Annotated in this window: 27 protein-coding genes; 13 read left to right on the top strand and 14 right to left on the bottom strand. The window is 67.6% G+C overall.

Features of this window, described 5'->3' with window-relative positions:
• Positions 1-51: 51 nt before the first annotated feature.
• From H4P35_RS26155 to H4P35_RS26140, 4 genes are all read left to right on the top strand, one after another.
• Positions 52-918, top strand: coding sequence for a D-amino acid aminotransferase (locus H4P35_RS26155; protein ID WP_056327224.1), 867 nt, complete (start codon positions 52-54; stop codon positions 916-918).
• Positions 919-1,050: 132 nt separating this feature from the next.
• Complete coding sequence (locus H4P35_RS26150) at positions 1,051-1,323, top strand: YbeD family protein (RefSeq protein WP_056327226.1); 273 nt, start codon at positions 1,051-1,053, stop codon at positions 1,321-1,323.
• Positions 1,324-1,335: 12 nt separating this feature from the next.
• Positions 1,336-1,974, top strand: coding sequence for a lipoyl(octanoyl) transferase LipB (gene lipB, locus H4P35_RS26145; RefSeq protein WP_152382955.1), 639 nt, complete (start codon positions 1,336-1,338; stop codon positions 1,972-1,974).
• Positions 1,971-2,699: a tetratricopeptide repeat protein gene (locus H4P35_RS26140; protein ID WP_226847555.1), complete on the top strand. Its 729-nt coding sequence runs from the start codon at positions 1,971-1,973 to the stop codon at positions 2,697-2,699. The genes lipB and H4P35_RS26140 overlap by 4 nt, the downstream gene beginning before the upstream one ends.
• Before the next feature lie 6 nt (positions 2,700-2,705).
• Here the strand turns inward: H4P35_RS26140 and H4P35_RS26135 are convergent, their stop codons facing one another.
• Entirely contained in the window at positions 2,706-3,518 is an 813-nt protein-coding gene (locus H4P35_RS26135; protein WP_226847554.1) for a LacI family DNA-binding transcriptional regulator, read from the bottom strand.
• Between the two features lie 157 nt (positions 3,519-3,675).
• Here H4P35_RS26135 and lipA point away from each other — a divergent pair, with 157 nt between their 5' ends.
• Positions 3,676-4,680, top strand: a complete 1,005-nt coding sequence (gene lipA, locus H4P35_RS26130) for a lipoyl synthase (RefSeq protein WP_056327233.1) — start codon at positions 3,676-3,678, stop codon at positions 4,678-4,680.
• Between the two features lie 42 nt (positions 4,681-4,722).
• On the opposite strand, the gene rfbD is transcribed toward lipA, so the two are convergent.
• Positions 4,723-5,637 carry a dTDP-4-dehydrorhamnose reductase gene (rfbD, locus tag H4P35_RS26125; RefSeq protein WP_226847553.1) on the bottom strand — a complete coding sequence of 305 codons (915 nt, stop codon included), beginning with the start codon at positions 5,635-5,637 and terminating at the stop codon, positions 4,723-4,725.
• Between the two features lie 31 nt (positions 5,638-5,668).
• On the bottom strand, positions 5,669-6,223 hold the full coding sequence (locus H4P35_RS26120; protein ID WP_226847552.1) for a cob(I)yrinic acid a,c-diamide adenosyltransferase: 555 nt from the start codon (positions 6,221-6,223) through the stop codon (positions 5,669-5,671).
• A 224-nt stretch (positions 6,224-6,447) separates the two neighbouring features.
• Here H4P35_RS26120 and H4P35_RS26115 point away from each other — a divergent pair, with 224 nt between their 5' ends.
• Positions 6,448-6,753 (top strand): copper-binding protein, encoded by a 306-nt coding sequence (locus tag H4P35_RS26115; RefSeq protein ID WP_056327239.1) that lies wholly within the window; start codon positions 6,448-6,450, stop codon positions 6,751-6,753.
• Between the two features lie 76 nt (positions 6,754-6,829).
• Here the strand turns inward: H4P35_RS26115 and hslU are convergent, their stop codons facing one another.
• From hslU to H4P35_RS26090, 5 genes are all read right to left on the bottom strand, one after another.
• The gene (hslU, locus tag H4P35_RS26110) at positions 6,830-8,164 is read right to left on the bottom strand and encodes an ATP-dependent protease ATPase subunit HslU (protein WP_226847551.1); all 1,335 of its coding nucleotides are present in this window, start codon (positions 8,162-8,164) and stop codon (positions 6,830-6,832) included.
• A 70-nt stretch (positions 8,165-8,234) separates the two neighbouring features.
• Positions 8,235-8,774, bottom strand: coding sequence for an ATP-dependent protease subunit HslV (gene hslV, locus H4P35_RS26105; protein WP_056327243.1), 540 nt, complete (start codon positions 8,772-8,774; stop codon positions 8,235-8,237).
• A 144-nt stretch (positions 8,775-8,918) separates the two neighbouring features.
• Entirely contained in the window at positions 8,919-9,383 is a 465-nt protein-coding gene (gene dksA, locus H4P35_RS26100) for an RNA polymerase-binding protein DksA (RefSeq protein ID WP_056327244.1), read from the bottom strand.
• A 124-nt stretch (positions 9,384-9,507) separates the two neighbouring features.
• Positions 9,508-10,635 carry a GTP-binding protein gene (locus H4P35_RS26095; protein ID WP_226847550.1) on the bottom strand — a complete coding sequence of 376 codons (1,128 nt, stop codon included), beginning with the start codon at positions 10,633-10,635 and terminating at the stop codon, positions 9,508-9,510.
• A gap of 338 nt (positions 10,636-10,973) precedes the next feature.
• Complete coding sequence (locus H4P35_RS26090; protein ID WP_056327248.1) at positions 10,974-11,477, bottom strand: Fur family transcriptional regulator; 504 nt, start codon at positions 11,475-11,477, stop codon at positions 10,974-10,976.
• Positions 11,478-11,653: 176 nt separating this feature from the next.
• On the opposite strand from H4P35_RS26090, the gene H4P35_RS26085 reads away from it, so the two are divergent.
• From H4P35_RS26085 to H4P35_RS26060, 6 genes are read left to right on the top strand one after another with little or no spacing between them, the layout of a single operon-like run.
• A complete protein-coding gene (locus H4P35_RS26085; protein ID WP_062838869.1) occupies positions 11,654-11,839 on the top strand; it encodes a hypothetical protein in 186 nt (61 codons plus the stop codon).
• Positions 11,836-12,558, top strand: a complete 723-nt coding sequence (locus tag H4P35_RS26080; RefSeq protein WP_226847549.1) for a metal ABC transporter ATP-binding protein — start codon at positions 11,836-11,838, stop codon at positions 12,556-12,558. Before H4P35_RS26085 ends, H4P35_RS26080 begins: the two co-directional genes overlap by 4 nt.
• Entirely contained in the window at positions 12,555-13,421 is an 867-nt protein-coding gene (locus tag H4P35_RS26075; protein ID WP_142052320.1) for a metal ABC transporter permease, read from the top strand. The genes H4P35_RS26080 and H4P35_RS26075 overlap by 4 nt, the downstream gene beginning before the upstream one ends.
• Before the next feature lie 21 nt (positions 13,422-13,442).
• A complete protein-coding gene (locus H4P35_RS26070) occupies positions 13,443-14,471 on the top strand; it encodes a metal ABC transporter solute-binding protein, Zn/Mn family (RefSeq protein WP_226847548.1) in 1,029 nt (342 codons plus the stop codon).
• Complete coding sequence (locus H4P35_RS26065; protein WP_128829606.1) at positions 14,432-15,115, top strand: DUF1007 family protein; 684 nt, start codon at positions 14,432-14,434, stop codon at positions 15,113-15,115. Before H4P35_RS26070 ends, H4P35_RS26065 begins: the two co-directional genes overlap by 40 nt.
• Positions 15,106-16,173, top strand: coding sequence for a nickel/cobalt transporter (locus tag H4P35_RS26060; RefSeq protein ID WP_226847547.1), 1,068 nt, complete (start codon positions 15,106-15,108; stop codon positions 16,171-16,173). Before H4P35_RS26065 ends, H4P35_RS26060 begins: the two co-directional genes overlap by 10 nt.
• A gap of 37 nt (positions 16,174-16,210) precedes the next feature.
• Here the strand turns inward: H4P35_RS26060 and xerC are convergent, their stop codons facing one another.
• The 5 genes from xerC to H4P35_RS26035 are packed head-to-tail and all read right to left on the bottom strand — an operon-like array spanning position 16,211 to position 20,642.
• Entirely contained in the window at positions 16,211-17,194 is a 984-nt protein-coding gene (gene xerC, locus H4P35_RS26055) for a tyrosine recombinase XerC (RefSeq protein ID WP_226847546.1), read from the bottom strand.
• Positions 17,195-17,222: 28 nt separating this feature from the next.
• Positions 17,223-17,900, bottom strand: a complete 678-nt coding sequence (locus H4P35_RS26050) for a DUF484 family protein (RefSeq protein ID WP_175156920.1) — start codon at positions 17,898-17,900, stop codon at positions 17,223-17,225.
• Between the two features lie 5 nt (positions 17,901-17,905).
• Complete coding sequence (dapF, locus tag H4P35_RS26045; RefSeq protein WP_180097143.1) at positions 17,906-18,817, bottom strand: diaminopimelate epimerase; 912 nt, start codon at positions 18,815-18,817, stop codon at positions 17,906-17,908.
• Between the two features lie 26 nt (positions 18,818-18,843).
• Positions 18,844-19,734, bottom strand: a complete 891-nt coding sequence (locus H4P35_RS26040) for a lysophospholipid acyltransferase family protein (protein WP_056327266.1) — start codon at positions 19,732-19,734, stop codon at positions 18,844-18,846.
• A 41-nt stretch (positions 19,735-19,775) separates the two neighbouring features.
• Positions 19,776-20,642 (bottom strand): lysophospholipid acyltransferase family protein, encoded by an 867-nt coding sequence (locus H4P35_RS26035; RefSeq protein WP_180097145.1) that lies wholly within the window; start codon positions 20,640-20,642, stop codon positions 19,776-19,778.
• A gap of 275 nt (positions 20,643-20,917) precedes the next feature.
• Between H4P35_RS26035 and metK the strand changes: the two genes are divergently transcribed.
• Positions 20,918-22,081, top strand: coding sequence for a methionine adenosyltransferase (metK, locus tag H4P35_RS26030; RefSeq protein ID WP_142052332.1), 1,164 nt, complete (start codon positions 20,918-20,920; stop codon positions 22,079-22,081).
• A gap of 58 nt (positions 22,082-22,139) precedes the next feature.
• Here metK and H4P35_RS26025 read toward each other — a convergent pair whose 3' ends face one another.
• Positions 22,140-23,567 carry an amidase gene (locus tag H4P35_RS26025; protein ID WP_226847545.1) on the bottom strand — a complete coding sequence of 476 codons (1,428 nt, stop codon included), beginning with the start codon at positions 23,565-23,567 and terminating at the stop codon, positions 22,140-22,142.
• Positions 23,568-23,648 lie beyond the last annotated feature (81 nt).

The raw sequence follows: 23,648 nt of genomic DNA, 5'->3' as shown, positions 1-23,648 counted from the left end.
GGGCGGGCCGCGCGGCTCGTCCCTGTTCCATTTCAAATTCAGGAGTGCCTCATGATTCCGGGCGTGCCGGGCGAAAGCCAGGTGTATCTCAACGGTGAATTCCTGCGCATGGACGAGGCCAAGGTCTCTGTCCTGGACCGCGGCTTCATTTTCGGCGACGGCATTTACGAAGTCGTCCCCGTGTACCAGGGCAATGCGTTCCGCATGGCCGAACACCTTGACCGTCTTGACCGCAGCCTGGCCGCCTTGCGCATCGCGCAGCCGTTCGACCGCAGCGGGTGGATCAACCTGATCGAGCAGTTGCTGGACCGCTCCAACCTGGACACCTGCATCGTCTATCTGCAAGTGACGCGCGGCGTGGCCAAGCGCGACCATCCGTTCCCGTCGCCGGCCGTCACCCCCACGGTGTTCGGCATGATCGCGGCCTGGTCGCCGCCGACGGCCGCGCAACGCGCACAGGGCCTGTCCGCCATCAGCATCCCCGACGAACGCTGGCTGCACTGCGAGATCAAGTCCGTGTCCCTGTTGGGCAACGTGCTGGCCAAGCAGCAGGCCGTGGATGCGCAGGTGGACGAAGTCCTGCAGTTCCGCGACGGCTACCTGACCGAAGGCGCGTCCACCAATATCTGGGTCGTGTCCGGCGGAAAGCTGCTGGCCCCGCCCAAGAACAATCTGATCCTCGAAGGCATCCGCTACGGCCTGATGGGTGAACTGGCCGCCGAGGCCGGCATCCCGTTCGAGTCCCGCCGGATCTCGCAAGCCGAGGTGGAGCAGGCCGACGAGCTGATGCTGTCGTCTGCCACCAAGGAAGTGCTGGCCATCGTTTCGCTGGACGGAAAACCGGTCGGTTCGGGCAAGCCCGGCCCTGTTTTTGAGCAATTGCGTGCGGGTTATGATGCCCGCATCGCCGCGCTGTAGTCCCGGCGCGGGGCGGCCCGCTTGCGATACCTGCGGGTCGGCCGCCCGCGCCGGCGGCGCCCGCCGGCACTTGCCGGCGCGCCGCTTGCCCCCATATAAGAACATTCAGGGGCAACTCTTTTTAGGCACATCATGCACATTCCGCCCGAAGATTCGTTGATCGAATATCCCAGCGACTTTCCCATCAAGGTCATGGGCAAGCACCATCCCGACTTTGCGCAGACGCTGACCGAGGTCGTATTGCAGTTCGATCCGGCATTCGACGCCGCGACCGTCGAAATGCGGCCCAGCAAGGGCGGCAACTATCTTGGCCTGACCTTCACCGTGCGCGCGACCTCGCGCGAGCAGCTCGACGCGCTGTACCGGGCGCTGCATGGCCATCCCATGGTGTCCATAGTCCTGTAAGGCAAGACCGCTGTGATCAAGTGGCTCGCGCGGCCGGTGGACTACCTGCCGGTCTGGCAGGACATGCAGGCGTACACCAGTCAGCGCGACGCCGGCACGCCAGATGAAATCTGGCTGTGCGAGCACACGCCGGTCTATACGCTGGGCCAGGCGGGCCGGCCGGAGCACGTGCTCAACCCCGGCAACATTCCCATCGTGCATTGCGACCGCGGCGGTCAGGTGACCTATCACGGCCCCGGGCAGGTCATGGCCTACGCGCTCTTTGACCTGCGCCGCGCCGACATGTACGTCAAGGAATACGTGGCGCTGCTGGAATCGGCCGTCATCGACACGCTCGCGCAGTTGGGCGTGGGCGGGGCCTGTCGCAAGCCCGGTGCGCCGGGCGTCTATGTGCCGCATCCCGAAGGCGGTGAGCTGGCCAAGATCGCGGCGCTGGGCATCAAGATTCGCAACGGCCGCGCCTACCATGGCGTGTCGCTGAACGTCGAGATGGACCTGGCGCCGTTCCTGGGCATCAACCCCTGTGGCTACGAAGGCTTGCGCACCGTCGACATGGCGGCCTGTGGCGTGCGCCGCACGCCCACCGAGACGGGCGACGCGCTGGCGCAGAACCTGGCGCTCGCCTGGCATCGCCGAAGGAACACGAATTGAAGACCTACACCGCGGCCGAGGTCGCCGCCACCACGCCCGAACAGCTCGCCCGGCTGCGCGAATCCGGGCCGCCCGAGGAATACGCCGCCTGGATCCGCGCCGCCGCCGACCTGGGGTTGACCGAGGCGCAGACGATCTACGGGCAGATGCTGCTGGACGGCGTGGGCGTCGAACGCCAACCCGCCGAGGGCCTGTCGTGGTTCAAGCGCGCGGCGCACGCCGATCACCCCATGGCCATCAACATGGTGGGGCGCTGCTATGAAAACGGCTGGGGCGTGGCGGCCGACGATACGGTCGCGGCCTACTGGTTCCGGCGTGCGGCGGACGCGGGCCTGGATTGGGGCATGTACAACTACGCGCACATGCTGCGCACGGGCCGCGGCGGCGTCACGCAGAATCAGGCGGCGGCGCTGGCGCTTTACCAGCAGGCCGCGCAGGCCGGTCACGTGAAGTCGATTGGCGTGGTGGGCCGCTATCACGAAGCAGGCGACGTAGTCCCGCAAGACCTGGAACGCGCGTTCGACTGCTATCGGCGCTGCGCCGAGGGCGGCGATTTCCGGGGCATGTTCCACCTGGGCCGCATGCTGCTGTTGCAGGGCCGCAAGGAAGATGCCGTGGCGTGGCTTGTGCGCGTTCCCGAAACCGCCACGCACGCGTTCCTGAAGGAAGCCAACGGCATGCTGCAGGACTGCGGCTTTCCCGCCCTGTACGAGGTCGCGGACTGACGCGGATCAGGTGCTGAGCCGCAGGTCCAGCACCACATCGATCATGTCGCGCTGGCCCGCGCCGCGCTCGCCCTCCAGCCGGTCCAACAGCAACTGACCGGCCCGCCGGCCCAATTCGGCGGCGTCCACTCCCAGCGTGGTCAGGCCCTGCACCCACTGCACGGCGCTGCCGTCATCCGAAAACCCCAGCACGGCCAGATCCTGCGGCACCTGCAGGTCGCGGTTGTGCGCTTCCGACACGGCGGCGGCCGCCAGCAGGTCGGACGTGCAGAACACCGCATCGAAGATCGTGTTGGTGGCCAGCAAGCGCAGAAAAGCCATGCGGCCGTCGTTCATGTGCTGGACCTCGGGCTGCACGATGTCGGCGACCCGTTCCAGGCCCAGCGCGGCGGCGCTGCCGACGAAGCCCTCGCGCCGGGCGCGCTCCCAGGGCGTGTCGGCGCTGATGCAGGCAACGCGCAAATGGCGCTTTTCGGCCAGGTGCCGCGCCGCCATGCGGCCGGCCTCGGCGTTGTCGATCGCCACCGCGCTGTCCAGCATCTGAGGCGAAACGCTCCAGGTCTCGATGACCGGAATCTCCAGCGCGGCGAGCGTGGCGCGCAGTGCGGCGTTGTCCAGGGGACCGACGACGAGGGCGGCCGCTGGCCGCAGCGCCTCCAGCCGCGGCAGCGCCGCGGCGTCGTGCCAGGGCGCCGCCGCCAGGTAGTAGCCGGCGGGGGCCAGCCGCTCGCTGCACGCCTGAAGGGCACGGGCGGTCGGGCCGGCATCCAGACGGGCGGCAATCACGGCAATCGGGGCGGGCGAGGGCAGGCAGGGCATGGCAAAAGGCAGGAAATGCGTCAGGCCAGACGATAACCCAGGGCCGGCGGTCCCCGGGGGCGCGGGACGTTCCCGCGGCGGATCGGGCCGTGAGGGGTAAAATGCCTGTTTTCTCCCAGACCCGGCCGTCTTTGCGCGCCGGTCACGAAGGTGTCCCATGTCCACGCTCGCCGAGTCTCCTGTGCCCTCGAACGAATCCGCCGCCGCGCCTGCCGAGGCGGTCTACGATCCGACGCAAAAGCAGAAATCGCAGGCCAAGACGGCGCGCATTCCCATCAAGATCATTCCGGCCGAGCGCTTGAAGAAGCCTGAATGGATCCGCGTGAAGGCCGCCGCGCCCGGTTCGCGCTTCTACGACATCAAGCGCATCCTGCGCGAGCACAACCTGCACACGGTCTGTGAAGAGGCCTCGTGCCCGAACATCGGCGAATGCTTCGGCAAGGGCACCGCCACCTTCATGATCATGGGCGACAAGTGCACGCGCCGCTGCCCGTTCTGTGATGTGGGCCACGGCCGGCCCGATCCGCTGGACACCAAGGAACCCGAAAACCTGGCGCGCACCATCGCCGCCATGAAGCTGTCGTACGTGGTGATCACCTCGGTCGACCGCGACGACCTGCGCGATGGGGGCGCGGGCCACTTCGTGGACTGCATCACGCATATCCGCGAACTGTCGCCCACCACCCGCATCGAGGTGCTGGTGCCCGACTTCCGCGGCCGCCTGGACCGCGCGCTGACTATCCTGAACGCCGGTCCCCCGGACGTCATGAACCACAACCTGGAAACCGTGCCGCGCCTGTACAAGCAGGCGCGTCCGGGCTCGGACTACATGCACTCGCTGAAGTTGCTGGCCGAGTTCAAGAAGCTGCATCCGGAAGTGCCCACCAAATCGGGCCTGATGCTGGGCCTGGGCGAGACCGACGAGGAAATCCTGCAGGTGATGCGCGACATGCGCGAGCACAACGTGGACATGATCACGATCGGCCAGTACCTGCAGCCGTCCGAACACCACCTGCCGGTGCTGCGCTACGTGCACCCCGATACGTTCGCGATGTTCGAGCGCGAAGCGTACGCGATGGGGTTCTCGCACGCGGCGGTCGGCGCGATGGTGCGGTCTTCGTACCACGCCGACGAGCAGGCGCATGCAGCGGGCGTGAACTGATCGTCTGATCGGTATGGGCGTGGCCTTGCGTGGCCGCGCCCGCTACGCCTGCGAAAAAAACTTCTCCACGCCGCAGGCCACGAGCGCATCCAGGCTCTCATCTACATACGCGGTCCAGTCCGCCGGCGCAAAGCCGGTTGCCAACGCCAAGGCCGTGGTGTCCAGCCGTGAGTTGCGCGGCCGCGCGGCGTCTGCCGCATAGTCCGCCGACGCCACGGCGGCAATCTGCTCAGGTTTCAGCATTAGATTGACGCCCCGCTTGCGGGCGCCCGCGACAAGGTACTGCGCGTACGCATGCCAGCTTGTGGCGCCTGCAGCCGCGACGTGATAAAGCCCCGACGGCAGCGCCCGCGCCTGATGCAGGGCGATGCAGCGCACCGTGGTTTGCGCGATCAGCGAAGCGGGCGTCGGCGTGCCGTGCTGGTCCGCCACGACATATAGCGATGCACGCGTGCGGGCCAGGTTCAGGATCGTGCGAAAGAAATTGTGCCCGTGCAGCGAATGGATCCAGCTGCAGCGCAGCACCAGCGCCTGGCAACCGCTTGCCGCAATGGCGCGTTCTCCGGCCAGTTTGGTGGCGCCATACACATTGATGGGATTGGGCGCGTCGGCTTCGGTGTAGGGCCGCGCAAGCGCGCCGTCAAAGACGTAATCCGTGGAGTAGTGAACCAGCAGCGCGCCGCTGGCCGCGGCGTGCCGTGCCAGCGTGGACACCGCCACCGCGTTCACCTGGGCGGCTGCTTCGGGTTCGCGCTCGGCCTGGTCGACCGCGGTCCATGCGGCCGCGTTGACGATGATGTCCGGGCGATGCGCGTGCAGCACCGCGGTAATGGCCCCCTGGTCGCGCAGGTCCAGGGCATCCCGGCCCAGCGCCGTCAGATCGCCCGCCGCCGGCAGGACGGCCTGCAGCGCACGGCCCAGCTGGCCGTCCTTGCCCAATAACAGGATGCTTGGCATGAGGGCGGGCTCCGGAAGGCGCGAGGACAGGTCAGCGGCGCGCCTGCGCGCCGGCCCAGAAGGTGTCCTGCTGACCAAGATGCCGGTTGACGTAGCGCGCCAGCACGAACATCAGGTCCGAGAGCCGGTTCAGGTATTGCCTGACCGGCGCGTTGACGGCCTCGACGCCCGCCAGCGCCACAACGGCACGTTCGGCGCGCCGGGCCACCGTGCGGGCCATGTGCGCCAGCGCCGCGGGCCGGGAACCGCCGGGCAGGATGAATTCACGCAGCGGCGGCAGCGCCGCGTTGTAATGCGCCAGGCGCGCATCCAGGTGGGCAACCTGTTCGTCCTTGAGCGCCACGTGGCCGGGGATGCACAGCTCCGCGCCCATGTCGAAGAGGTCGTGCTGGATGGTGAGCAGGTCAGCGGCCACGTCCTCGGGCAGGGCTTCGGTCAGCAGCAGGCCGATGACGCTGTTCAGCTCGTCCACGTCGCCCAGGGCGGCGATGCGGGGGGCGTCCTTGGGGATCCGGGATCCGTCCCCCAGTCCAGTGGTGCCATCGTCACCGGTGCGGGTGGCAATGACGGATAAGCGGTTGGCCATGGTGATGTGATTCGGTGTGGTGAGAAGCGTGTGGTGAAAGAGGTAAGCGGCTTGCGTCCGACGGTAAGCGCGCCCGCCGCGAACAGGGGCTGTCAGCAAACAACCGTCAGGATTGTTGCGCACTGGCAGCGGAACTGTTGCATTCGCGCAGTATCCTAGCACTGTAAAAAGCGGCAAGACCGCCTCGGCATCTTGCCCGCTCGGACCGCATAGGGAGGTTTCATATGGGTTTTAACCGCAAATACACAACGCCCATGGCCGTTGCCACCGCAATGGCTGTCGTCTCGCTGGCCACGCCCCTGGCGTTTGCGCAGCAGGCCGACGCCACGGGCGAGGTGCGGCGCGTGGACGCCGCTGCGGGCAAGGTCACGATCAAGCACGATGCCATCAAGGCGCTGGACCTGCCGGCGATGTCGCTGGTCTATCAGGCCGATCCGGCGTTGCTGGCCAATATCAAGGCGGGCGACAAGGTGCGCTTTACCGCCACGCGCAAGGACGGCAAGTACGTGGTGACGGCGATCTCGAACTGACGCCGGCCTAATGAAAAACCCCGCCGCAATCGCTTGCGGCGGGGTTTTTTTGCGTCCGGTTGCGCCGGGGCCGGGATCAGAGCACGTAACGCGCCAGGTCCTGGCTGCTGGCGGCTTCGGCCAGCTGCGCGTTGACGTAGGCGGCGTCGATCCTGACGTGCCTGTCCTGGCTGGAGGCCGCATCGAAGGACAGCTCGTCGAGCAGCTTTTCCATCACCGTGTACAGACGGCGGGCGCCGATGTTCTCGGTGGTTTCGTTGACCTCGAAGGCCAGCTCCGCCAGGCGGCGCACGCCTTCGTCGGTGAATTCGAGCTCGACGTCCTCGGTGGCCATCAGCGCCGTGTACTGCTTGGTCAGCGACGCATCCGTGTCGGACAGGATGCGCACGAAGTCTTCGGCGGTGAGCGATTCGAGTTCGACGCGGATCGGGAAACGGCCTTGCAGCTCGGGGATCAGGTCCGACGGGCGAGACAGGTGAAAGGCGCCCGACGCGATGAACAGGATGTGATCGGTGCGGACCATGCCGTAACGCGTGTTGACGGTGGTGCCTTCAACCAGCGGCAGCAGGTCGCGCTGCACGCCCTGGCGCGAGACATCGGCGCCGCCGGATTCCTGGCGGGCGGCAATCTTGTCGATCTCGTCCAGGAAGACGATGCCGTTCTGCTCGACGTTGGTGATCGCCACGCTGCGCAGGTCTTCTTCGTTGACGCGCTTGGCGGCTTCTTCGTCGACGATGAGCTTGAAGGCTTCGCGCACCTTCATCTTCTTGGGCTTTTTCTTGTCGCGCGCCATGCCCGCGAACATGCCGCGCAGCTGCTCGGCCATTTCTTCCATGCCCGGGGGCGTCATGACGTCCATTTGCGGCACGGTCTGGGCGACTTCGATTTCGATCTCAAGATCGTCGATCAGCCCTTCGCGCAGACGCTTCCTGAAGGTCTGGCGGGCGCTGTTGTCTTCGCCGCGCTGCGGTTCGCCCGAGGCGCCGCGGGGCGGAGGCACCAGCGCGTCCAGGATGCGGTCTTCGGCGGCGTCCTCGGCCTGGGTGCGCACGCGGCGCATTTCCAGCTCGCGGGTCTGCTTGATGGAGTATTCGGTCAGGTCGCGGATGATGGTGTCCACGTCGCGGCCCACGTAGCCAACCTCGGTGAACTTGGTGGCTTCGATCTTGATGAACGGCGCGTTGGCCAGCTTGGCCAGGCGGCGCGCGATCTCGGTCTTGCCGACGCCGGTCGGGCCGATCATCAGGATGTTCTTGGGATGGATTTCGTGGCGCAGGGGCTCGGCGACCTGCTGGCGGCGCCAGCGGTTGCGCAGCGCCACGGCGACGGCGCGTTTGGCGCGGTTCTGGCCGACGATGTACTTGTCGAGTTCGGAGACGATCTCTCCGGGCGTCATGTTGGATGCGGACATGAGGGCGGATCCTTGATGCTAGGGCGGGCTGGGAGGGCGCCGCGGCGCAGGCTGCGCCGCGTGGCGGGCGTCAGTCGCCCAGCGTTTCGATGACGTGGTTCTGGTTGGTGTAGATGCACAGGTCGCCGGCGATCTCGAGCGATTGCTTGATGATCGTCTCGGGCGGCAGGTCGGTGTTGCGCAGCAGCGCGAGGGCGGCCGACTGGGCGTACGCGCCGCCGGAGCCGATGGCGGCCAGGCCGTGCTCGGGTTCCAGGACGTCGCCATTGCCGGTGAGCACCAGCGTGTGCTCGGCGTCAGCCACGATCAGCATGGCTTCCAGACGGCGCAGGACGCGGTCGGTGCGCCAGTCGCGGGTCAGTTCGACCGCGGCGCGCATCAGGTTGCCCTGGTGCTTTTCAAGCTTGGCCTCGAAGCGTTCCTGCAGCGTGAACGCATCGGCGGTGGCGCCGGCAAAGCCAGCGAGGATCTTGTCGTGATAGAGGCGGCGGATCTTGCGGGCAGTGCCCTTGATGACGATGTTGCCCAGGGTGACCTGGCCATCGCCGCCCAGCGCGACGCGGTTGCCGCGGCGCACACACACGATGGTGGTGGCGTGAAATTGTTCCATGCGTTCCTTCCTATGAAAAAGTTAGCTGGGGGCAGGCGCGGGGATATCAAGGTCTGGGGACTTCATGCGCCCCGGGAACGATAAAAAAGGCCATGCGCGGAAACCGGCATGGCCTTTCAGGGGACGGAGCGAATGCGGGACGGGTCAGTCGCCGTACAGCTTTTGACGCATCTCGCGGCGTTCCTGCGCTTCGAGCGACAGGGTGGCCGTGGGGCGGGCGAGCAGGCGCGGGATGCCGATGGGCTCGCCCGTTTCTTCGCACCAGCCGTATTCGCCGCTGTCGATGCGGGCGATGGATTGCTGCACCTTCTTGAGCAGCTTGCGCTCGCGGTCGCGGGTACGCAGTTCCAGGGCGTGCTCTTCCTCGATGGTGGCGCGGTCGGCGGGATCGGGCACGAATTGCGTTTCACGCAGGTGCTCGGTGGTCTCGCCGGCGTTGGCCAGAATGTCCTGCTCGAGTTGTTTGAGCCGTTCCTTGAAGAACGCCAATTGGCGGTCGTTCATGTAGTCGGACTCGGGCATGGCCAGCAATTCCTTCTCGCTGGGCAGATCAATCGCCGTATCGCTCGTCGACTTGCTTGATTTTTTGGTTGCTGCCTTGGTAGCCATGTAAACACTCCACTATGAATCGATCCTGGCGCGGGCGTCCGTCCCGGTCCGTGTTACTTGTTGCCTACGCTATCCGTACCTCACAGTACTGCCTTCGTCGCATCGCGTCACGCAGGAATGGGGATTACCCCGCCAGGCACTGCTCCAAGCCCCGGGTAAAAATCTCCTGGGGCAGCTTACGTCCGATGAACACCATCTTGGTGGACGGTTTTTCGGCCGCGGTCCACGGCTTGCCGGGTTCGGCGCCCATCATCATGTGCACACCCTGGAACAACATGCGGCGGTTGATGCCCTTCATGTACAGGATGCCCTTGTAGCGCATCAGGTCGGGGCCATAGACCTGCACGACGCCGCCCAGGAATTCCTCAAGGCGCGCGGGATCGAACGGCTTGTTGGAACGGAACACGAACGCGCCGATTTCGTCGTCGTGCTTGGGGTGGTGATGATGGGCATGATTGCAGTGCGCGCCGCATTCGCCGTCGTGGTCATGATCGTGACCGTGGTCATGGCCGTGGCCGTGATCATGGTCGTGATCGTGCCCGTGGGCGTGGGCGTGCGCGGCGTCCGGATGCTCATCGGCCAGGAACTCCGGGTCGATGTCCAGAATGGAATTCAGGTTGAAGCCGCTGATGTCGATGATGGACTTGAGGTCGACGTCGCCGAAGTTGACGGCGGTGATCGGCGCGCGCGGGTTCATGTGAACCAGGCGGTGGCGCAGCGCTTCGTAGTCGACTTCGTTGACCAGGTCTTTCTTCGAGATCAGGATGCGGTCGGCGAAACCGACCTGCTTCTGGGCTTCGGGTTGTGCGTCGAGCGTGGCCATGCCGTGCTTGGCATCGACCACCGTGACCACCGCGTCCAGGCGGTAGTACTCGGCGATGTCGTCATCCATGAAAAACGTCTGGCACACGGGGCCGGGGTTGGCCATGCCGGTGGTTTCGAGGATGACGCGTTCGAAATTCAGGTCGCCGGCTTCGCGCTTGGCGCGAAGGTCGGACAGCGTGCGCATCAGGTCGCCGCGCACCGTGCAGCAGACGCACCCGTTGGACAGTTCGATGATTTCTTCGTCGCTGTCCTGCACGAGCAGGTCGTTGTCGATGCTTTCCGGCCCGAATTCGTTTTCGATGACCGCGACGCGGCGGCCATGGAATTCGGTCAGGATGCGTTTGAGCAGGGTGGTCTTGCCCGCACCGAGGAAGCCGGTGAGGATGGTGACGGGAACCATTTTGTCCAAACTGCGCGGGGTATTCATGGCGAAGCTGCTAGCGTGATGTCAGGGGCGTGAAACACGGCGCCTGACGGGGTTTTCAGTCCCTGCCGGAGATGTCTGCCACAGGCTGCGACAGCCGCCGATAGCGGCCGGACGCAGGATTACAGCACAGTCGGGGGCAGGGGGCAAACCCCGGGCCAACCCGGGGGGCCGTGGCCGCCAGATGGCAGCCGTACGCCGTTAAGTATGGGGCGATACCCCTATTTTGGGGCGGTTTGCGAGGTTTCAAGAGCGCATGGGCGCGCAAGCGGTAACCGCGCTGAAACGTTCCGGTCAGGCGGGCGCATCCAACGGATGAAGCGAAAGGGGGAAGATCCCCGTCAGTGGTGATGGTGGTGGTGACCCGCGTCGGCCGGCTGCGTCTTTTGGCACTGCGGGCACAGGGCGCGGATCTCGGTTTCGTGCGTGGCCAGCGCATAACCCGTCTGCGCGACGCGTTCGGCCAGCTGCCGGCTCATGGCCGGGTCGGAGACTTCGGCGACGGCGCCGCAACCGGTACAGACGACGAGCAGGTCGTGCGGCGCGCCGCCGGCGTCGTGGCAGGCGCTCCAGGCGTTGACGGCGTCCAGGCGGTGTATCAGGCCTTCGTCCATCAGGAAGTCCAGCGCACGGTACACCGTGGGTGGCGCGGCGCCGGGATGAACGGCGCGCATCGCGTCCAGCAGCTCGTAGGCCTTCAGGCTGCGGCCATGGCGCAGCAGGAGTTCAAGGACCTTGCGGCGGATGGGGGTCAGGCGGCGTCCGCGCTGCGCGCACAGCGTTTCGGCGACGCTGAGCTGAGCGCCTACGCTGTCGTTGCGGGGTGGACGGGACGGAGCGGACATGGCGGGCTTTATCTGAATGGAAAGCGCGCGCGCGATGCGCGCGCGAGATGCCTGGAAGGTAGCAGAAAACCCCTGGGTCCGGGAACTGGCCGGCGGGCTCGTTCGGTTTAGTTATGATATAACATAATAAAACTATCGCTGTTCCTGTCCGCTGCCGTTTTCCGCTGTTGCCTGCCATGTCCCATTTCACGCTCCTGCCCCCGCGGTCCGGCGCCGCGCCCGGCCGGCGCGCGCCCGCCCGATCCGCATTTCTTGTTTCCGCATGGCGCCGCATGGCGTATGCCGCGGTGGCCGCCGCCGTGCTGTGGGCGTTGACGGGCTGGGCGCTGGACTGGTGGACGCTTGCGGGGTGGCTGCGATGATGGCGGCGCCCATCACCGTCGAGCTGGCCGACGCCTCATTCGGCTGGCACGGGCGGCCCGCGCTGCGCTCGGTGTCGGGCAGTTTCGTGGCGGGCGGCATGACGGCCGTGGTCGGCCCCAACGGCGCGGGCAAGTCCACGCTCATCAAGGGAATCATGGGCGTGCTGCGCCCGATGACGGGCAGCGTGCGCATCCAGGGCGCCGGGCGGTCGGCGCTGGCGTGGCTGCCGCAGGCGGCGGAACTGGACCGGTCGTTTCCCACCACGGTCCTGGACCTGGTGGCTATGGGCGCCTGGCGACGCGTGGGCGGATGGCGCGGGTTCGGCGGCGAGGAACTGGATTGCTGCATGCAGGCGCTGGAAACCGTGGGCCTGGCCGATGCGGCGGACCGGGGCGTGGACACGCTGTCGGGCGGGCAGATGCAGCGCGCCCTGTTTGCGCGGATGCTGGTGCAGGACGCGCCGGTGCTGCTACTGGATGAGCCCTTCGCGGCCGTGGACAGCCACACGGCCGAGGACCTGATGGCCCTGCTGTGCGGCCTGCATGGACAGGGCCGCACCGTGATCGCGGTGCTGCACGATCTGGACCTGGTGCGCGATCACTTTCCGCAATGCCTGCTGCTGTCGGGCTCGGTGGTGGCGTGGGGCGACACTGCCGCGACGTTGAGCGAGGCCCACCTGAAGGCTGCCCGGCAGCGGCAGGCGGGAGCCTGGTCATGACGCTTGCACAGTGGCTGGTGTCGCCGTTCCTGGACTACGGCTTCATGCGGCGCGCGTTGGCCGGCGCCTGCGCGTTGTCGCTGGGCGCGGCGCCCTTGGGCGTTTTTCTCGTATTGCGGCGCATGAGCCTGATGGGCGACGCGATGTCGCACGCCATCCTGCCAGGCGTGGCCGCGGGCTTTCTGATGGCGGGCCTGTCGCTGGGCGCGATGATGCTGGGCGGCATCGCCACCGGTTTGGCCGTGGCATTGCTGGCCGGGCTGGTGGCCCGGCTGACGCCGCTGCGCGAAGACGCCAGCTTTGCCGCCTTCTACCTGATCTCGCTCGGGCTGGGCGTGCTGCTGGTGTCGCTGCGCGGCTCCAACATGGACCTGCTGCACGTGCTGTTCGGCACGGTGCTGGGGCTGGACGACGCAGCGCTGCTGCTCGTGACGGCCACGGCCAGCGTGACCTTGCTTGTCCTGGCGGCAATCTACCGGCTGCTGGTCGCCGAATGCCTGGACCCGGGGTTCCTGCGCGCCAGCGGCGGCATGGGCGGCCTTGTGCACATGGGCTTTCTGGTGCTGGTGGTCGTGAACCTGGTGGCGGGCTTTCAGGTGCTGGGCACGCTGATGGTGGTGGGAATCATGATGCTGCCGGCCGCCGCGGCGCGGTTCTGGGTGCGCAGCGCGGCCCGGCAGATTCCGCTGTCGGCGGCGATCGGCGTGGCGTCTTCCGTGGCCGGGCTGCTGGTCTCCTATCACTTCGACGTGCCGGCCTCGCCCGCGATCATCCTGGCGGCCGGCGCCTGCTATCTGTTTTCCATCGTGGGCGGCCCGCAGGGCGGGCTGCTGCGGGCAACGCGCCGCGCGCGACCTGCCTGAGACTTCCTAAGGAGATTGACCATGCGTTCGATTCTGCCGGCCCGCCGCCGCGCACTGCTGGCCCTGGCGGGCGCCTGCCTGACGGCCGTCCTGGGCACGGCACAGGCGGCTGAGCCGTTGAAGGTGGTGGCCAGCTTTTCCATCCTGGGCGACATCGTGCGGGAAGTGGGCGGCGCCGACATCAGTCTGACCACGCTGGTCGGCCCCGACGGCGACGCGCACGGCTACGAGCCCACGCCGGGTGATGCAAGAAAGCTGGCCGAGGCGCGCGTGCTGGTGGTGAACGGGCTGGATTTCGAGACCTGGCTGCCCAAGCTGACAAAGGCGTCCGGCTTCGCGGGACAGACGGTGACGGCGTCCCAGGGCGTCGCGCCGCGCAAGTTCGCGGGGCATGGCGAAGAGCATGACCATGGGCATAAGGACGACCACAAGGGCGACCATAAGGGCGATCATAAGGACGACCACGACCACGACCACGACCACGATCACGATCACGAGCCGGGCCATCATCATCACCACGGCGACGCCGATCCGCACGCGTGGCAGAGCCTGGCCAACGGCGTGATCTACGCGCGCAATGTGGCCAACGGCCTGGCGGCCGCGGACCCCGCGCACGCGCAGGCCTACCGCCAACGCGCCGACACGTATATCGCCAAGCTGCAGGCGCTGGACGCCAGCGTGCGCAAAAGCTTCGACGCCATTGGCACCGACCGGCGCAAGGTTGTGACCTCGCACGACGCGTTCGGTTATTTCGGCGATGCCTATGGCGTGACGTTCATCCCCGCGATGGGCGTGTCGACGGACGCCGAGCCGTCGGCGCGCGAGGTGGCCGCGATCATCGAGCAGGTGCGGCGCGACAAGGTGCCGGCGGTGTTCGTCGAGAACATCAGCAGTCCCAAACTGGTCCAGCAGATTGCCCGCGAGACCGGCGCCAAGGTGGGTGGTACGCTCTACTCCGATGCCCTGTCCAAGCCCGGACAGCCGGGCGCCACCTATCTGGAAATGTTTGAATGGAACGCACGCCAGCTTGCCGCGGCCTTGCAACCCTGAGCGCCGTGGCGGCGCTGCTGACGGCGGGCGCTGCCAACGCGCACCCGCATATGTGGATCGACGCGCGCGCGCAGATCGATGTCGATGCCGAGCAGCGCATCACCGCCGTGCGGCAGGTGTGGCGGTTCGACGAAATGTTCGGCGCCTATGCGACGCAGGGCCTGAAAAAGGGCAAGGACGGATCCCTGCCCGCGGCGACGCTGCAAGGCATGGCGCAGGACTGGATGAAGGCGCTGGGCGAACCGATCTCCCACTACTTCACCCGGGTCACGGTCAACGGCAAGAGCGCGGCATTCGCCGCGCCGCGCGACGCCCGCGTCGACTGGAACCCCAAGACCACGCGGCTCACGCTGTCTTTCACATTGCCGCTGGCCGAGCCCGTCGCGCCGGGCGCGGGCGGCGCGCAAGTGGACATCTACGACCCCACCTATTTCGTGGCCTACGCATTTGACGAGAAGGGCGCGGTGTCGCTGGGCGGACCGCAGGGCGCGGCCTGCACGGCCGACTATCGCAAGCCCAAGGAACTGGATTGGAAAACCATGCAGGAACTGGCCGCGATCCCGGCCGACCCGGACGCCTTGCCGGACGAACTTTTTGCCATCACCAAGGGGCTCACGCACCGCATCGAGGTGCGATGCCCGTAAGCCGGCCGCAGCGCGCGCTGGCCGTTGTCCTACTGCTGATGCTGGGCGGTATCTCGGCGGCCGCCGCGCAAGGCGCGCATCCGTTCGGCGTGCCCGAAAGCGGGGGCGGGCTGGCAGGGCCCGGCTGGCTGTCCAGCTTCTTTGGCAGCGTGTCCGTCTGGCAGTCGCATTTCTACCGGCAACTGACGGGCGCGGTGCGCGCCTGGCAGGCGGACGGCGGCGCGGCGTGGGCCCTGATGGGCCTGTCCTTTGCCTATGGCGTCTTTCATGCGCTGGGACCGGGCCACGGCAAGGCGGTGATCTCATCTTATGTGCTGGCCAACCGCCAGACGGCGCGCAACGGGGCGCTGCTGGCCTTGGCGTCGTCACTGATCCAGGCGCTGGTGGCGATCGTGATGGTGGCGGTGCTGGCGGTCGTGTTCAACGCCACCGCGGCCACCATGAACGAAGCCACGCGCTGGCTGGAGCTGGCTTCGTATGCGCTGGTGACGCTGTTGGGCGTGTGGCTGGTGTGGATCAAGGCCGTGAGACCGCTGCTGCGGCGGGCCGGCGCGCGTGGGCAGGCAGACGCGCAGGGACACGCACATCATCACGGACACGCACATGCACATGCAAACGCGGAGGCCCACGCCCATCACCACGGCTACGAACCCAACGACCATCACCACGATCACGACTGCGGTTGCGGACACGCGCATGTGCCCGCGCCCGAGCAGGTCGCCGGTCCGCTGAACTGGCGGCGCGCGGGGTCTGCCATCCTGGCGGTGGGCCTGCGGCCGTGCAGCGGGGCGTTGATCGTGCTGGTGTTCGCGCTGTCCCAGGGCTTTTTCATGGCGGGCGTGGCGTCGGCGCTGGCGATGGGATTGGGCACGGGACTGACGGTGGCGGCGTTGGCCTGCCTGGCCGTCGCGGCCGGGGGCGCCGCCACGCGCCTGGGCAGCCGCATGTCCAGCGCGGGCGCGGCATGGCTGCGTTATGGCATCGAGGCGTTGGCGGCGACTGCCGTGCTGTTGCTGGGGGTGATGCTGCTGGGCGGCATGGTCGCCGCGGGCGGCTAGCGGTCGATGACGGGCAACTCGCGGCGTGGCCGCGGTGTCAGGACTTGCGCCCGGCGCGCGGATGCGCCTGGTCGTAGGCCTTGGCCAGATGCTGGAAGTCCAGCCGCGTGTAGATTTGCGTGGTCGAGATGTTGGCGTGGCCCAGCATTTCTTGCACGGCGCGCAGGTCCTGCGCGGACTGCAACACGTGGCTGGCAAAACTGTGGCGCAAGACGTGAGGATGCACATGCGTGGGCACCCCGGCCGTCTGCGCGATGCGTGCGAGCTGCAACTGCACCACGCGCGGCGAAATGCGGCGTCCGCGTGCGCCCAGAAACAGCGCGGCAGCGTCTTCGGGCAGCGGCGAGGGCGGCGCGAGCTGCGGACGCACCTCGATCCACTTGCGCAGCGCGGCCATGGCCTGCTGGCCTACCGGCACCGAGCGGCGCTTGCCGCCCTTGCCCAGCACCACGACCTCGGCTTCGTCCGGATTCAGCCAGCCGCGCGACTCGTAGTCGGCAGTGCGCGTGTAGCGCAGGTCCAATCCCACCAGCTCCGACAGGCGCAATCCGCTGGAATACAGAAGTTCGAACATGGCCTGGTCGCGCAGGGCGGCCGGTTCGGTGGCGACCTGAGCCGGCGCGCTGTCCAGCAGGGCCTGGGTCTGCTCGACCGACAGCGCCTTGGGCAGGCCGCGGGGCGCCTTGGGCGCGCGCACGCCCGCCACGGGATTGCCAGCCAGCTCGGCGGCCGGCGCCCACCATTGGTAAAAGCCACGCCAGGCCGCCAGCGTGCGCGCCAGACTGCGCGGGCCGCGGCCCTGCGCATGCAGGCGCGCCACGAATTGGCGGATGTGGCCGTTGCCCAGCTTGTCCAGCGGCAGACCGGCCTTGTCAGCGAGTTCGCGCAAAAAGTGCAGTTCGCGCCGGTAGCCATCCAAGGTATGGGGCGAGTACCGGCGGTTGGTCTCCAGATGGCGCAGCCAGGCGCTCATCGGATCGGGCAGGGCGGGCTGATTGGCGTTCGGCTCGGTGTCGCGCATCGCGTTGTCCTTGTCCGCCCCTGCAGCCTTACGCCTTGGGCGAGGCCGGATTCAGCCGATGCAGCGCGGCGGACGCGAGCTGGGCGATCGACTCCAGGAACGTCGTGCCCATTTCGGGCGTGAATCGTTCGGGGTCGTCGGAGCCCAGCACCAAGAGGCCCACGGCCGCGCCGTCTGCTTCCAGACGCAGCGGCACCAGCGCCAGCGACTTGGGCTTGGCGTCCAGCCAGGTCACGGCTTCGAAGGCAGTGTCGGTGCCGACATAAGGCGTCTTCAGGCTGTCGGTGAAGGTGCGCACGTCTTCGGAGACGGGCTCGCCGTAGCCTTGATTGGGCAATTCGGACAGATTCCACAGGCGCAGCGCCACGTGGTTCAGTTCGAATTGCTCGGCCAGGCCCAGCGCGATCTCGCCGGGCACCAGTTGCGGATCGCATTCGGACAACAGGCGGCAGCACCACTTGGCCACGTGCGAACCGATGGTCTCGTTGGCGGAGGCGTTGCGCACCAGTTCATTCAGGCGCCATTCCAGTTCACGGGTGCGCTCGCGCAGCGTGAGGATCTGGCGTTCGCCCAGCGAGATGGCGCGCGACCCATGCGGGTGCGGCACCTGCAGGGTGGCGAAGACGTCGGCATGCTCGTCGAAGAAACCGGGGTTTTCTTGCAGAAAGGCTGCGATGTCCTGGGCGGTGAAAGCGGTATCGGTCATAGGGGTTATCGGTTCAGCGCCATGGAGAAGACGAGCTTGTCGATGTCGACCTGGCCCGTGAAGACGGATTCGGCCGGGCCGGTCATGCGCAGTTGTTCGCCGTTCCAGGCGACGGTCAGCACACCGCCGCGCGTTTGCACGCGCACGGGCGAATCGAGCAGGCCGCGGCGGATGCCGGCCGCGACCGCGGCGCAGGCGCCCGTGCCGCAGGCCAGCGTTTCGCCGGCGCCGCGCTCGAAGACGCGCAGGCGGATGTTGTGGCGGTCAACAACCTGCATGAAGCCGGCGTTGACGCGGCGGGCAAAGCGCGGATGGGTTTCGATCAGCGGACCCAGCACGGCGACGGGTGCGGTGTCGACGTTCTCGACGACCTGCACGGCGTGCGGATTGGAGATGGCAACCGCCGACACGGCGACCACGCGCGGCAGGCCGGCGGGCGCGTCCAGGTCCAGTTCCCAGACGGTGTCCTGGCCCTGCGTGGCCGAAGGCAGGCCAGCGGTGTCAAAGGGCAGAGCGGCCGGGTCGAAACGGGTGCTGCCCATTTCCACGGTGACCTGCTCGTCGTCGCCTTCGTCCAGGACCAGGATGCCCGTGGCGATTTCCGCGCGCAGCGGGTTGCGGTCGGACAGGCCTTGCTCGTGCACGAAGCGCACGAAGCAGCGGGCGCCGTTGCCGCAGTGTTCGACCTCGCTGCCATCGGAATTGAAGATGCGATAGCGGAAGTCGGCGTCCGGCCGCGTGGCGCGTTCGACCAGCAGGATCTGGTCGGCGCCGATGCCGAAGTGGCGGTCGCCGAGCGCGCGCGCGCGCTCGGGCGTCATCTCTATGATTTGGCGAACGCCATCGAGCACAACGAAATCGTTGCCCGCGCCGTGCATTTTGGTGAAGTTCCAGTTCATCACCGGATTATCGCCCATTCTCGCGGCGCGGCGAGCGACGGCGGTCAGTACAGCTTGGGCTCGCCTTCGGGGCGCGTCTTGAAGCGGCGGTGGACCCAGTAATACTGGCTGGGGCAGCGGCGCACCCAGCTTTCGAGGTCGCGGTTCAGGCGGGCGGTGGCCGCTTCCAGGCTGTCGCTGCCGGGGAAGTCTTCAAGCGGCGGCAGCACGTCGACGTGGTACTTGCCGGTGTCCGGATTCCAGAATCCAACGATCGGCAGGACCGCGGCGTTCCATTTCTGGGCAAGCTGGGCCGTGGCGAGCAGCGTGGCGGCGGGCACGCCGAAGAACGGCACGAAGACCGAGCCCTGCCGGCCGAAGTCCATGTCGGGCAGGTAGTAGACGGGGCGGGGCGCGCGCAGATGGCGGATGAGGTCGCGCACGCCGTCCTTGCGGCTGACGAGGAACACTTCATTGAAGCGCGCCCGCCCGGCGGCCACGACGGCGTCGATGTGCGGATCGCTTTGCGGCGTGTACATGGTGGCCGCGCTGGGCACTTCCATGGTGAGGCGGGTGGCGGCCGCGTCCAGCGCAATGAAGTGCGGCGCAAGCAGGATAACGGCGCGGCCTTCGGCGGTCAGCGCATTGATGCGGTCGGCGCCCGTCTGCGTGACCATGTCCTTGATGGCGTCGGGCGTGCCGTACCAGAGCACGCCGCGGTCGACGATGGACTGCGCCAGCGCCCGGAAGTGGTCGGCCACCCATTGTTCGCGCACGGCCTCGGGCTGGTCGGGAAAGCACAGTTCCAGGTTGCGGCGCACGATGCGCGCGCGCGACTTGGCTAGCCGGGGCGCCAGCCAGCCCAGCACGGCGCCGATGCGCAGGCGCGTCGACGGCTTGATACGGCCGAACCATTTCAGCAGGGAGACCAGCGTGCGCGTTTTTTTATCGTTCATGGATGCGGAATGAGACCGGGCGGCGGGATCGGCGGAAAGGCTCAGGCGGCCGGGGGCGGCGGTTCGGCGCCGGGCGCCGGGCTGGCGCCGCGCGGGGTCTTGTAGCGGTTGTAGCTCCAGAGGTACTGGTCGGGGCAGCGGCGGATCAGCGTTTCCATTGCGGCGTTGATGAGCGCGGCCTGGGCCTCGGGCTCGGCCGGCAGCGGCTCGGGCACCCTGACGTAGTGGATGCGCCAGCCGCGGCCCTTGGGCAGGCGTTCGCCGGCGGTGAGGATGATGGGGACATTGGTCTGCGACGCGAGCTTGCCGGGCAGTGTCATGGTGTAGGCCAGGCGTCCGAAGAAGGGCACCCACACGCCGTCGCCCACGCTGGGGGCCTGATCGGGCAGCATGCCGACGGATTCGCCGCGGCGCAACGCGCGCACGAATTCGCGCACGCCCTGCATGGTGGCGGGCACCGCATTGACGGCCGAGCTGTTGCGCGCCGTTTCCAGCAGCGGCGCCAGCGCTTGCTTGCGCGGGGGGCGGAACATCACCGTCATGGGCATCTGGCGGGCCAGATAGCGGGCGGTGATCTCGAAGCAGCCCAGGTGGGGGGTCAGAAAGAGAATGCCCCGGTTTTCGGCGCGGGCGGCGGCGACGACGTCGTCATCGTCCGAGACCACCTGCGCCAGGCTTTCCTGGTTGCGGAACCAGACGCGGGGATTTTCGAGGATCATCGCGCCGGCTTCGGCCGCTGCGCGCCGGGCGAATGCCGCGCCGGGGTAGCCGGCCTGCGCCGCGTTGGCCTGCAGGCGCCGCCGGTACTTGCCCGGCAAGGCGTAGATGGCGCGTCCCGCGAACCGCCCGATCGCATGCGCGACGGGGAGCGGCAGGGCGGCAAAAAGTCGGAACAGGGGCAGCAACATGCTTCAAAAGGTTGAAATCGGGCAGGGTAATACCGCTGATCGAGGCATATGGATACACCCCGGCTGCAAGCATAAGAACGGCATTTTCGCTTAAAATGCGCCCAGTCGCCGAGTTAACCGACAACTTGCGGGGCGACGGCAAGGGCAAAGCGCTTAGCGCGGCCCACGCCAAATCCGCTAAAGCGTCGCGCCCAGTTGGCATTGTCATGCAGACCGGGGTGCAACGCGCCTCGAGAACCTATGCGCCGGCAAGACCGGACACTAAGGACGCATCTGTGGCCAACAACGATTTTCTCTTTACTTCCGAATCCGTCTCCGAAGGGCACCCCGACAAGGTTGCCGATCAGATCTCCGATTCGATCCTCGACGCCATCTTCACGCAAGATCCGAACGCGCGTGTCGCAGCCGAAACGCTGTGCAACACCGGCTTGGTCGTGCTGGCTGGCGAAATCACCACCACCGCCAACGTCGACTATATCCAGGTCGCGCGCGACACGATCCGCCGCATCGGCTATGACAACACCGAGTACGGCATCGACTACAAGGGTTGCGCGGTGCTGGTCGCCTACGACAAGCAGTCGCCCGACATCGCGCAGGGCGTGGACCGCAGCTCGGAAGACTACCTGAACCAGGGCGCGGGCGACCAAGGCCTGATGTTCGGCTACGCCTGCGACGAAACCCCCGACCTGATGCCCGCCCCGATCTGGTACGCGCACCGCCTGGTGCAGCGCCAAAGCGAACTGCGCAAGGACGGCCGCCTTGGCTGGCTGCGCCCGGACGCCAAGTCGCAGGTCACGTTCCGCTACGTCGACGGCCGTCCCGCCGAAGTCGACACCGTCGTGCTGTCGACCCAGCATGCGCCGGAAGTCTCGCAAGAGACCATCCGCGAAGCGGTCATCGAAGACATCATCAAGCCCAGCTTCCCCGAAGGCCTGATCACGCCCAAGACCAAGTTCCTGGTCAACCCGACCGGCCGCTTCGTCATTGGCGGTCCGCAAGGCGATTGCGGCCTGACCGGCCGCAAGATCATCGTCGACACGTATGGCGGCGCTTGCCCGCACGGCGGCGGCGCGTTCTCGGGCAAGGATCCGTCCAAGGTCGACCGTTCGGCCGCCTACGCCGCCCGCTACGTGGCCAAGAACATCGTGGCCGCCGGTCTGGCGCGCCAGTGCCAGGTGCAGGTCAGCTACGCCATCGGCGTGGCCGAACCCATCAACATCACCGTCTACACGGAAGGCACGGGCGTCATTCCCGACGACCAGATCGCCAAGCTGGTGCGCGAGCACTTCGACCTGCGTCCGAAGGGCATCGTGAACATGCTGGACCTGCTGCGCCCGATCTACACCAAGACCGCCGCCTACGGCCACTTCGGCCGCGCCGAGCCCGAGTTCTCGTGGGAAGCCACGGACAAGGTCCAGGAACTGAAGAAGTCCGCCTGACGCGAACCGCGACCCCGGTTAAAAAAAGCGCCCGATCCGATCGGGCGCTTTTTCTTTTTCAGAGTCCCCAGGCCGACAGGTCCGGATGCCGCGGCACGGGCGACAGCACCGCTTCAAGCGCCGCCGCGCAATCGAGCAGCGCGGCATCGGCGCCCGCGGGCGCCAGCAATTGCACGGCGCTCGGCAAGCCCTGCGCGTCCAGGCCTGACGGCAGCGCTATCGCCGCCGCGCCCAGGAAGTTGGCCGGGCGCAGCAGCTTGCCCAGGCCGGCGTGGCGCGTGTCCTGCGCGTCCAGCGCCTGCGCGGCCTGATCGATCGCGGGCATGAGCAGGGCGTCGATGCCCTGCATGGCCTGCCCGAAGACCGCCATGTCGGCCTGGCGGCGCGACAGCGCGGCCTCGTAACTGGCCTGCGTGATCCGGCCGCCAGCGGCGATGCGCGCGCGCACCACGTCCCACAACGGTTGCGACAGGTCTTCGGCCAGCGCGCCGAAATGCCGATAGGCCTCGTAGGCCAGCACCAGCGAGTTGTCGTCGGCCATGCGGGCAAAGGACAGCGACGCGGGCGGGTGCCAGGCGGTGGGCATATAGCCGGCCTGCGCCAGGCGATGCTGCGCCGCGTGCCACGCTTGCAGCGCCTCGTCGGTAAGCGGGGCGGGCCAGGACTGCGGCGCCAGCACGGCGACGGCGCCCGGCTTGCGGGGGGCGCTGTGCCGCAGGCTGGTGAAGCAGGTGGCGGGCAGCGCAAGCGTGGCGGCGTCATCGACGTCCGGCGCGGCCAGCAGTTGCGTAAGCAGACGCGCGTCGGCGACGGTGCGCGCAATCGGGCCCAGCACGTCCAGCGTTTCCGACAGTGGCAGGCAGCCGGCCCGGCTGATGAGACCGGAGGACGGCTTGTAGCCGACCACGCCGTTCAGCGCCGCCGGCGCGCGCACGGAGCCGCCCGTGTCGCCGCCCAGCGCGATGGGGGCCAGCCCCGCGGCCACGGCCACGCCCGCGCCGCTGGACGAACCGCCCGGCGCGCGCGCCACGGTGGCGTCCCATGGATTGCGGGCGGTGCCCTGCGTCGGATTCTGTCCCGACAGCCCGAACGCGAATTCCGTCATGCGCGTCTTGCCCAGAATCACCATGCCCGCTGCCGCCAGTCCGCGTGCCGCGGCGGCGGTCTCGGTGCTGACGACGCCTGCGCGCGCCTGAGAGCCGCCGCTGACGACGGTGCCTTCCCACTGCACGCTGTCCTTGAGCGCGACGGGCACGCCATGCAGGGGCCCAGCGCAAATGCCGGCGTCCAGCAGCCGGTCCGCCGCGTCGGCCTGCGCCAGCGCGCGCTCGGCCGTGACCACGCTGTAGGCCGCCAGCGCCGCGCCGCGTTCGATCCGGTCAAGGAAATGCAGGGTGAGATCGCGCGAGCGCAGCTTGCGCTCGCGGATGGCGCGGGCAAGCTGGCGCGCATCCTGGAAATGCAGGTCGATGTCTTGGGCGGGCATAAGTCTCATCGAAAAGGAAAAAGCCTTCCGGTCCGCGGCGGGACCGGAAAGCGATGTGTGGGAAGGGCGCGAGAAGAGGAC

Origin of the sequence: Achromobacter sp. 77 (genome assembly GCF_020541125.1) — a bacterium.
In the GTDB taxonomy this organism is placed as follows: domain Bacteria; phylum Pseudomonadota; class Gammaproteobacteria; order Burkholderiales; family Burkholderiaceae_B; genus Achromobacter; species Achromobacter mucicolens.
The sequence above is the reverse complement of the archived record's forward strand: the minus strand, read 5'-3'. Positions and strand labels throughout refer to the sequence as shown.

What these genes read in the sequence shown, in the direction of transcription:
- lipA (WP_056327233.1), top strand. Translation starts at nt 3,676, where the DNA reads ATGTCCACGCTCGCCGAGTCTCCTGTGCCCTCGAACGAATCCGCCGCC.
- H4P35_RS26150 (WP_056327226.1), top strand. Translation starts at nt 1,051, where the DNA reads ATGCACATTCCGCCCGAAGATTCGTTGATCGAATATCCCAGCGACTTT.
- dksA (WP_056327244.1), bottom strand. Translation starts at nt 9,383, where the DNA reads ATGGCTACCAAGGCAGCAACCAAAAAATCAAGCAAGTCGACGAGCGAT.
- H4P35_RS26070 (WP_226847548.1), top strand. Translation starts at nt 13,443, where the DNA reads ATGCGTTCGATTCTGCCGGCCCGCCGCCGCGCACTGCTGGCCCTGGCG.
- hslU (WP_226847551.1), bottom strand. Translation starts at nt 8,164, where the DNA reads ATGTCCGCATCCAACATGACGCCCGGAGAGATCGTCTCCGAACTCGAC.
- H4P35_RS26050 (WP_175156920.1), bottom strand. Translation starts at nt 17,900, where the DNA reads ATGACCGATACCGCTTTCACCGCCCAGGACATCGCAGCCTTTCTGCAA.
- H4P35_RS26035 (WP_180097145.1), bottom strand. Translation starts at nt 20,642, where the DNA reads ATGTTGCTGCCCCTGTTCCGACTTTTTGCCGCCCTGCCGCTCCCCGTC.
- H4P35_RS26065 (WP_128829606.1), top strand. Translation starts at nt 14,432, where the DNA reads ATGGAACGCACGCCAGCTTGCCGCGGCCTTGCAACCCTGAGCGCCGTG.
- H4P35_RS26085 (WP_062838869.1), top strand. Translation starts at nt 11,654, where the DNA reads ATGTCCCATTTCACGCTCCTGCCCCCGCGGTCCGGCGCCGCGCCCGGC.
- rfbD (WP_226847553.1), bottom strand. Translation starts at nt 5,637, where the DNA reads ATGCCAAGCATCCTGTTATTGGGCAAGGACGGCCAGCTGGGCCGTGCG.
- H4P35_RS26090 (WP_056327248.1), bottom strand. Translation starts at nt 11,477, where the DNA reads ATGTCCGCTCCGTCCCGTCCACCCCGCAACGACAGCGTAGGCGCTCAG.
- H4P35_RS26040 (WP_056327266.1), bottom strand. Translation starts at nt 19,734, where the DNA reads ATGAACGATAAAAAAACGCGCACGCTGGTCTCCCTGCTGAAATGGTTC.
- H4P35_RS26025 (WP_226847545.1), bottom strand. Translation starts at nt 23,567, where the DNA reads ATGCCCGCCCAAGACATCGACCTGCATTTCCAGGATGCGCGCCAGCTT.
- H4P35_RS26080 (WP_226847549.1), top strand. Translation starts at nt 11,836, where the DNA reads ATGATGGCGGCGCCCATCACCGTCGAGCTGGCCGACGCCTCATTCGGC.
- hslV (WP_056327243.1), bottom strand. Translation starts at nt 8,774, where the DNA reads ATGGAACAATTTCACGCCACCACCATCGTGTGTGTGCGCCGCGGCAAC.
- H4P35_RS26095 (WP_226847550.1), bottom strand. Translation starts at nt 10,635, where the DNA reads ATGAATACCCCGCGCAGTTTGGACAAAATGGTTCCCGTCACCATCCTC.
- H4P35_RS26120 (WP_226847552.1), bottom strand. Translation starts at nt 6,223, where the DNA reads ATGGCCAACCGCTTATCCGTCATTGCCACCCGCACCGGTGACGATGGC.
- H4P35_RS26115 (WP_056327239.1), top strand. Translation starts at nt 6,448, where the DNA reads ATGGGTTTTAACCGCAAATACACAACGCCCATGGCCGTTGCCACCGCA.
- H4P35_RS26075 (WP_142052320.1), top strand. Translation starts at nt 12,555, where the DNA reads ATGACGCTTGCACAGTGGCTGGTGTCGCCGTTCCTGGACTACGGCTTC.
- H4P35_RS26060 (WP_226847547.1), top strand. Translation starts at nt 15,106, where the DNA reads ATGCCCGTAAGCCGGCCGCAGCGCGCGCTGGCCGTTGTCCTACTGCTG.
- dapF (WP_180097143.1), bottom strand. Translation starts at nt 18,817, where the DNA reads ATGGGCGATAATCCGGTGATGAACTGGAACTTCACCAAAATGCACGGC.
- H4P35_RS26135 (WP_226847554.1), bottom strand. Translation starts at nt 3,518, where the DNA reads ATGCCCTGCCTGCCCTCGCCCGCCCCGATTGCCGTGATTGCCGCCCGT.
- xerC (WP_226847546.1), bottom strand. Translation starts at nt 17,194, where the DNA reads ATGCGCGACACCGAGCCGAACGCCAATCAGCCCGCCCTGCCCGATCCG.
- H4P35_RS26155 (WP_056327224.1), top strand. Translation starts at nt 52, where the DNA reads ATGATTCCGGGCGTGCCGGGCGAAAGCCAGGTGTATCTCAACGGTGAA.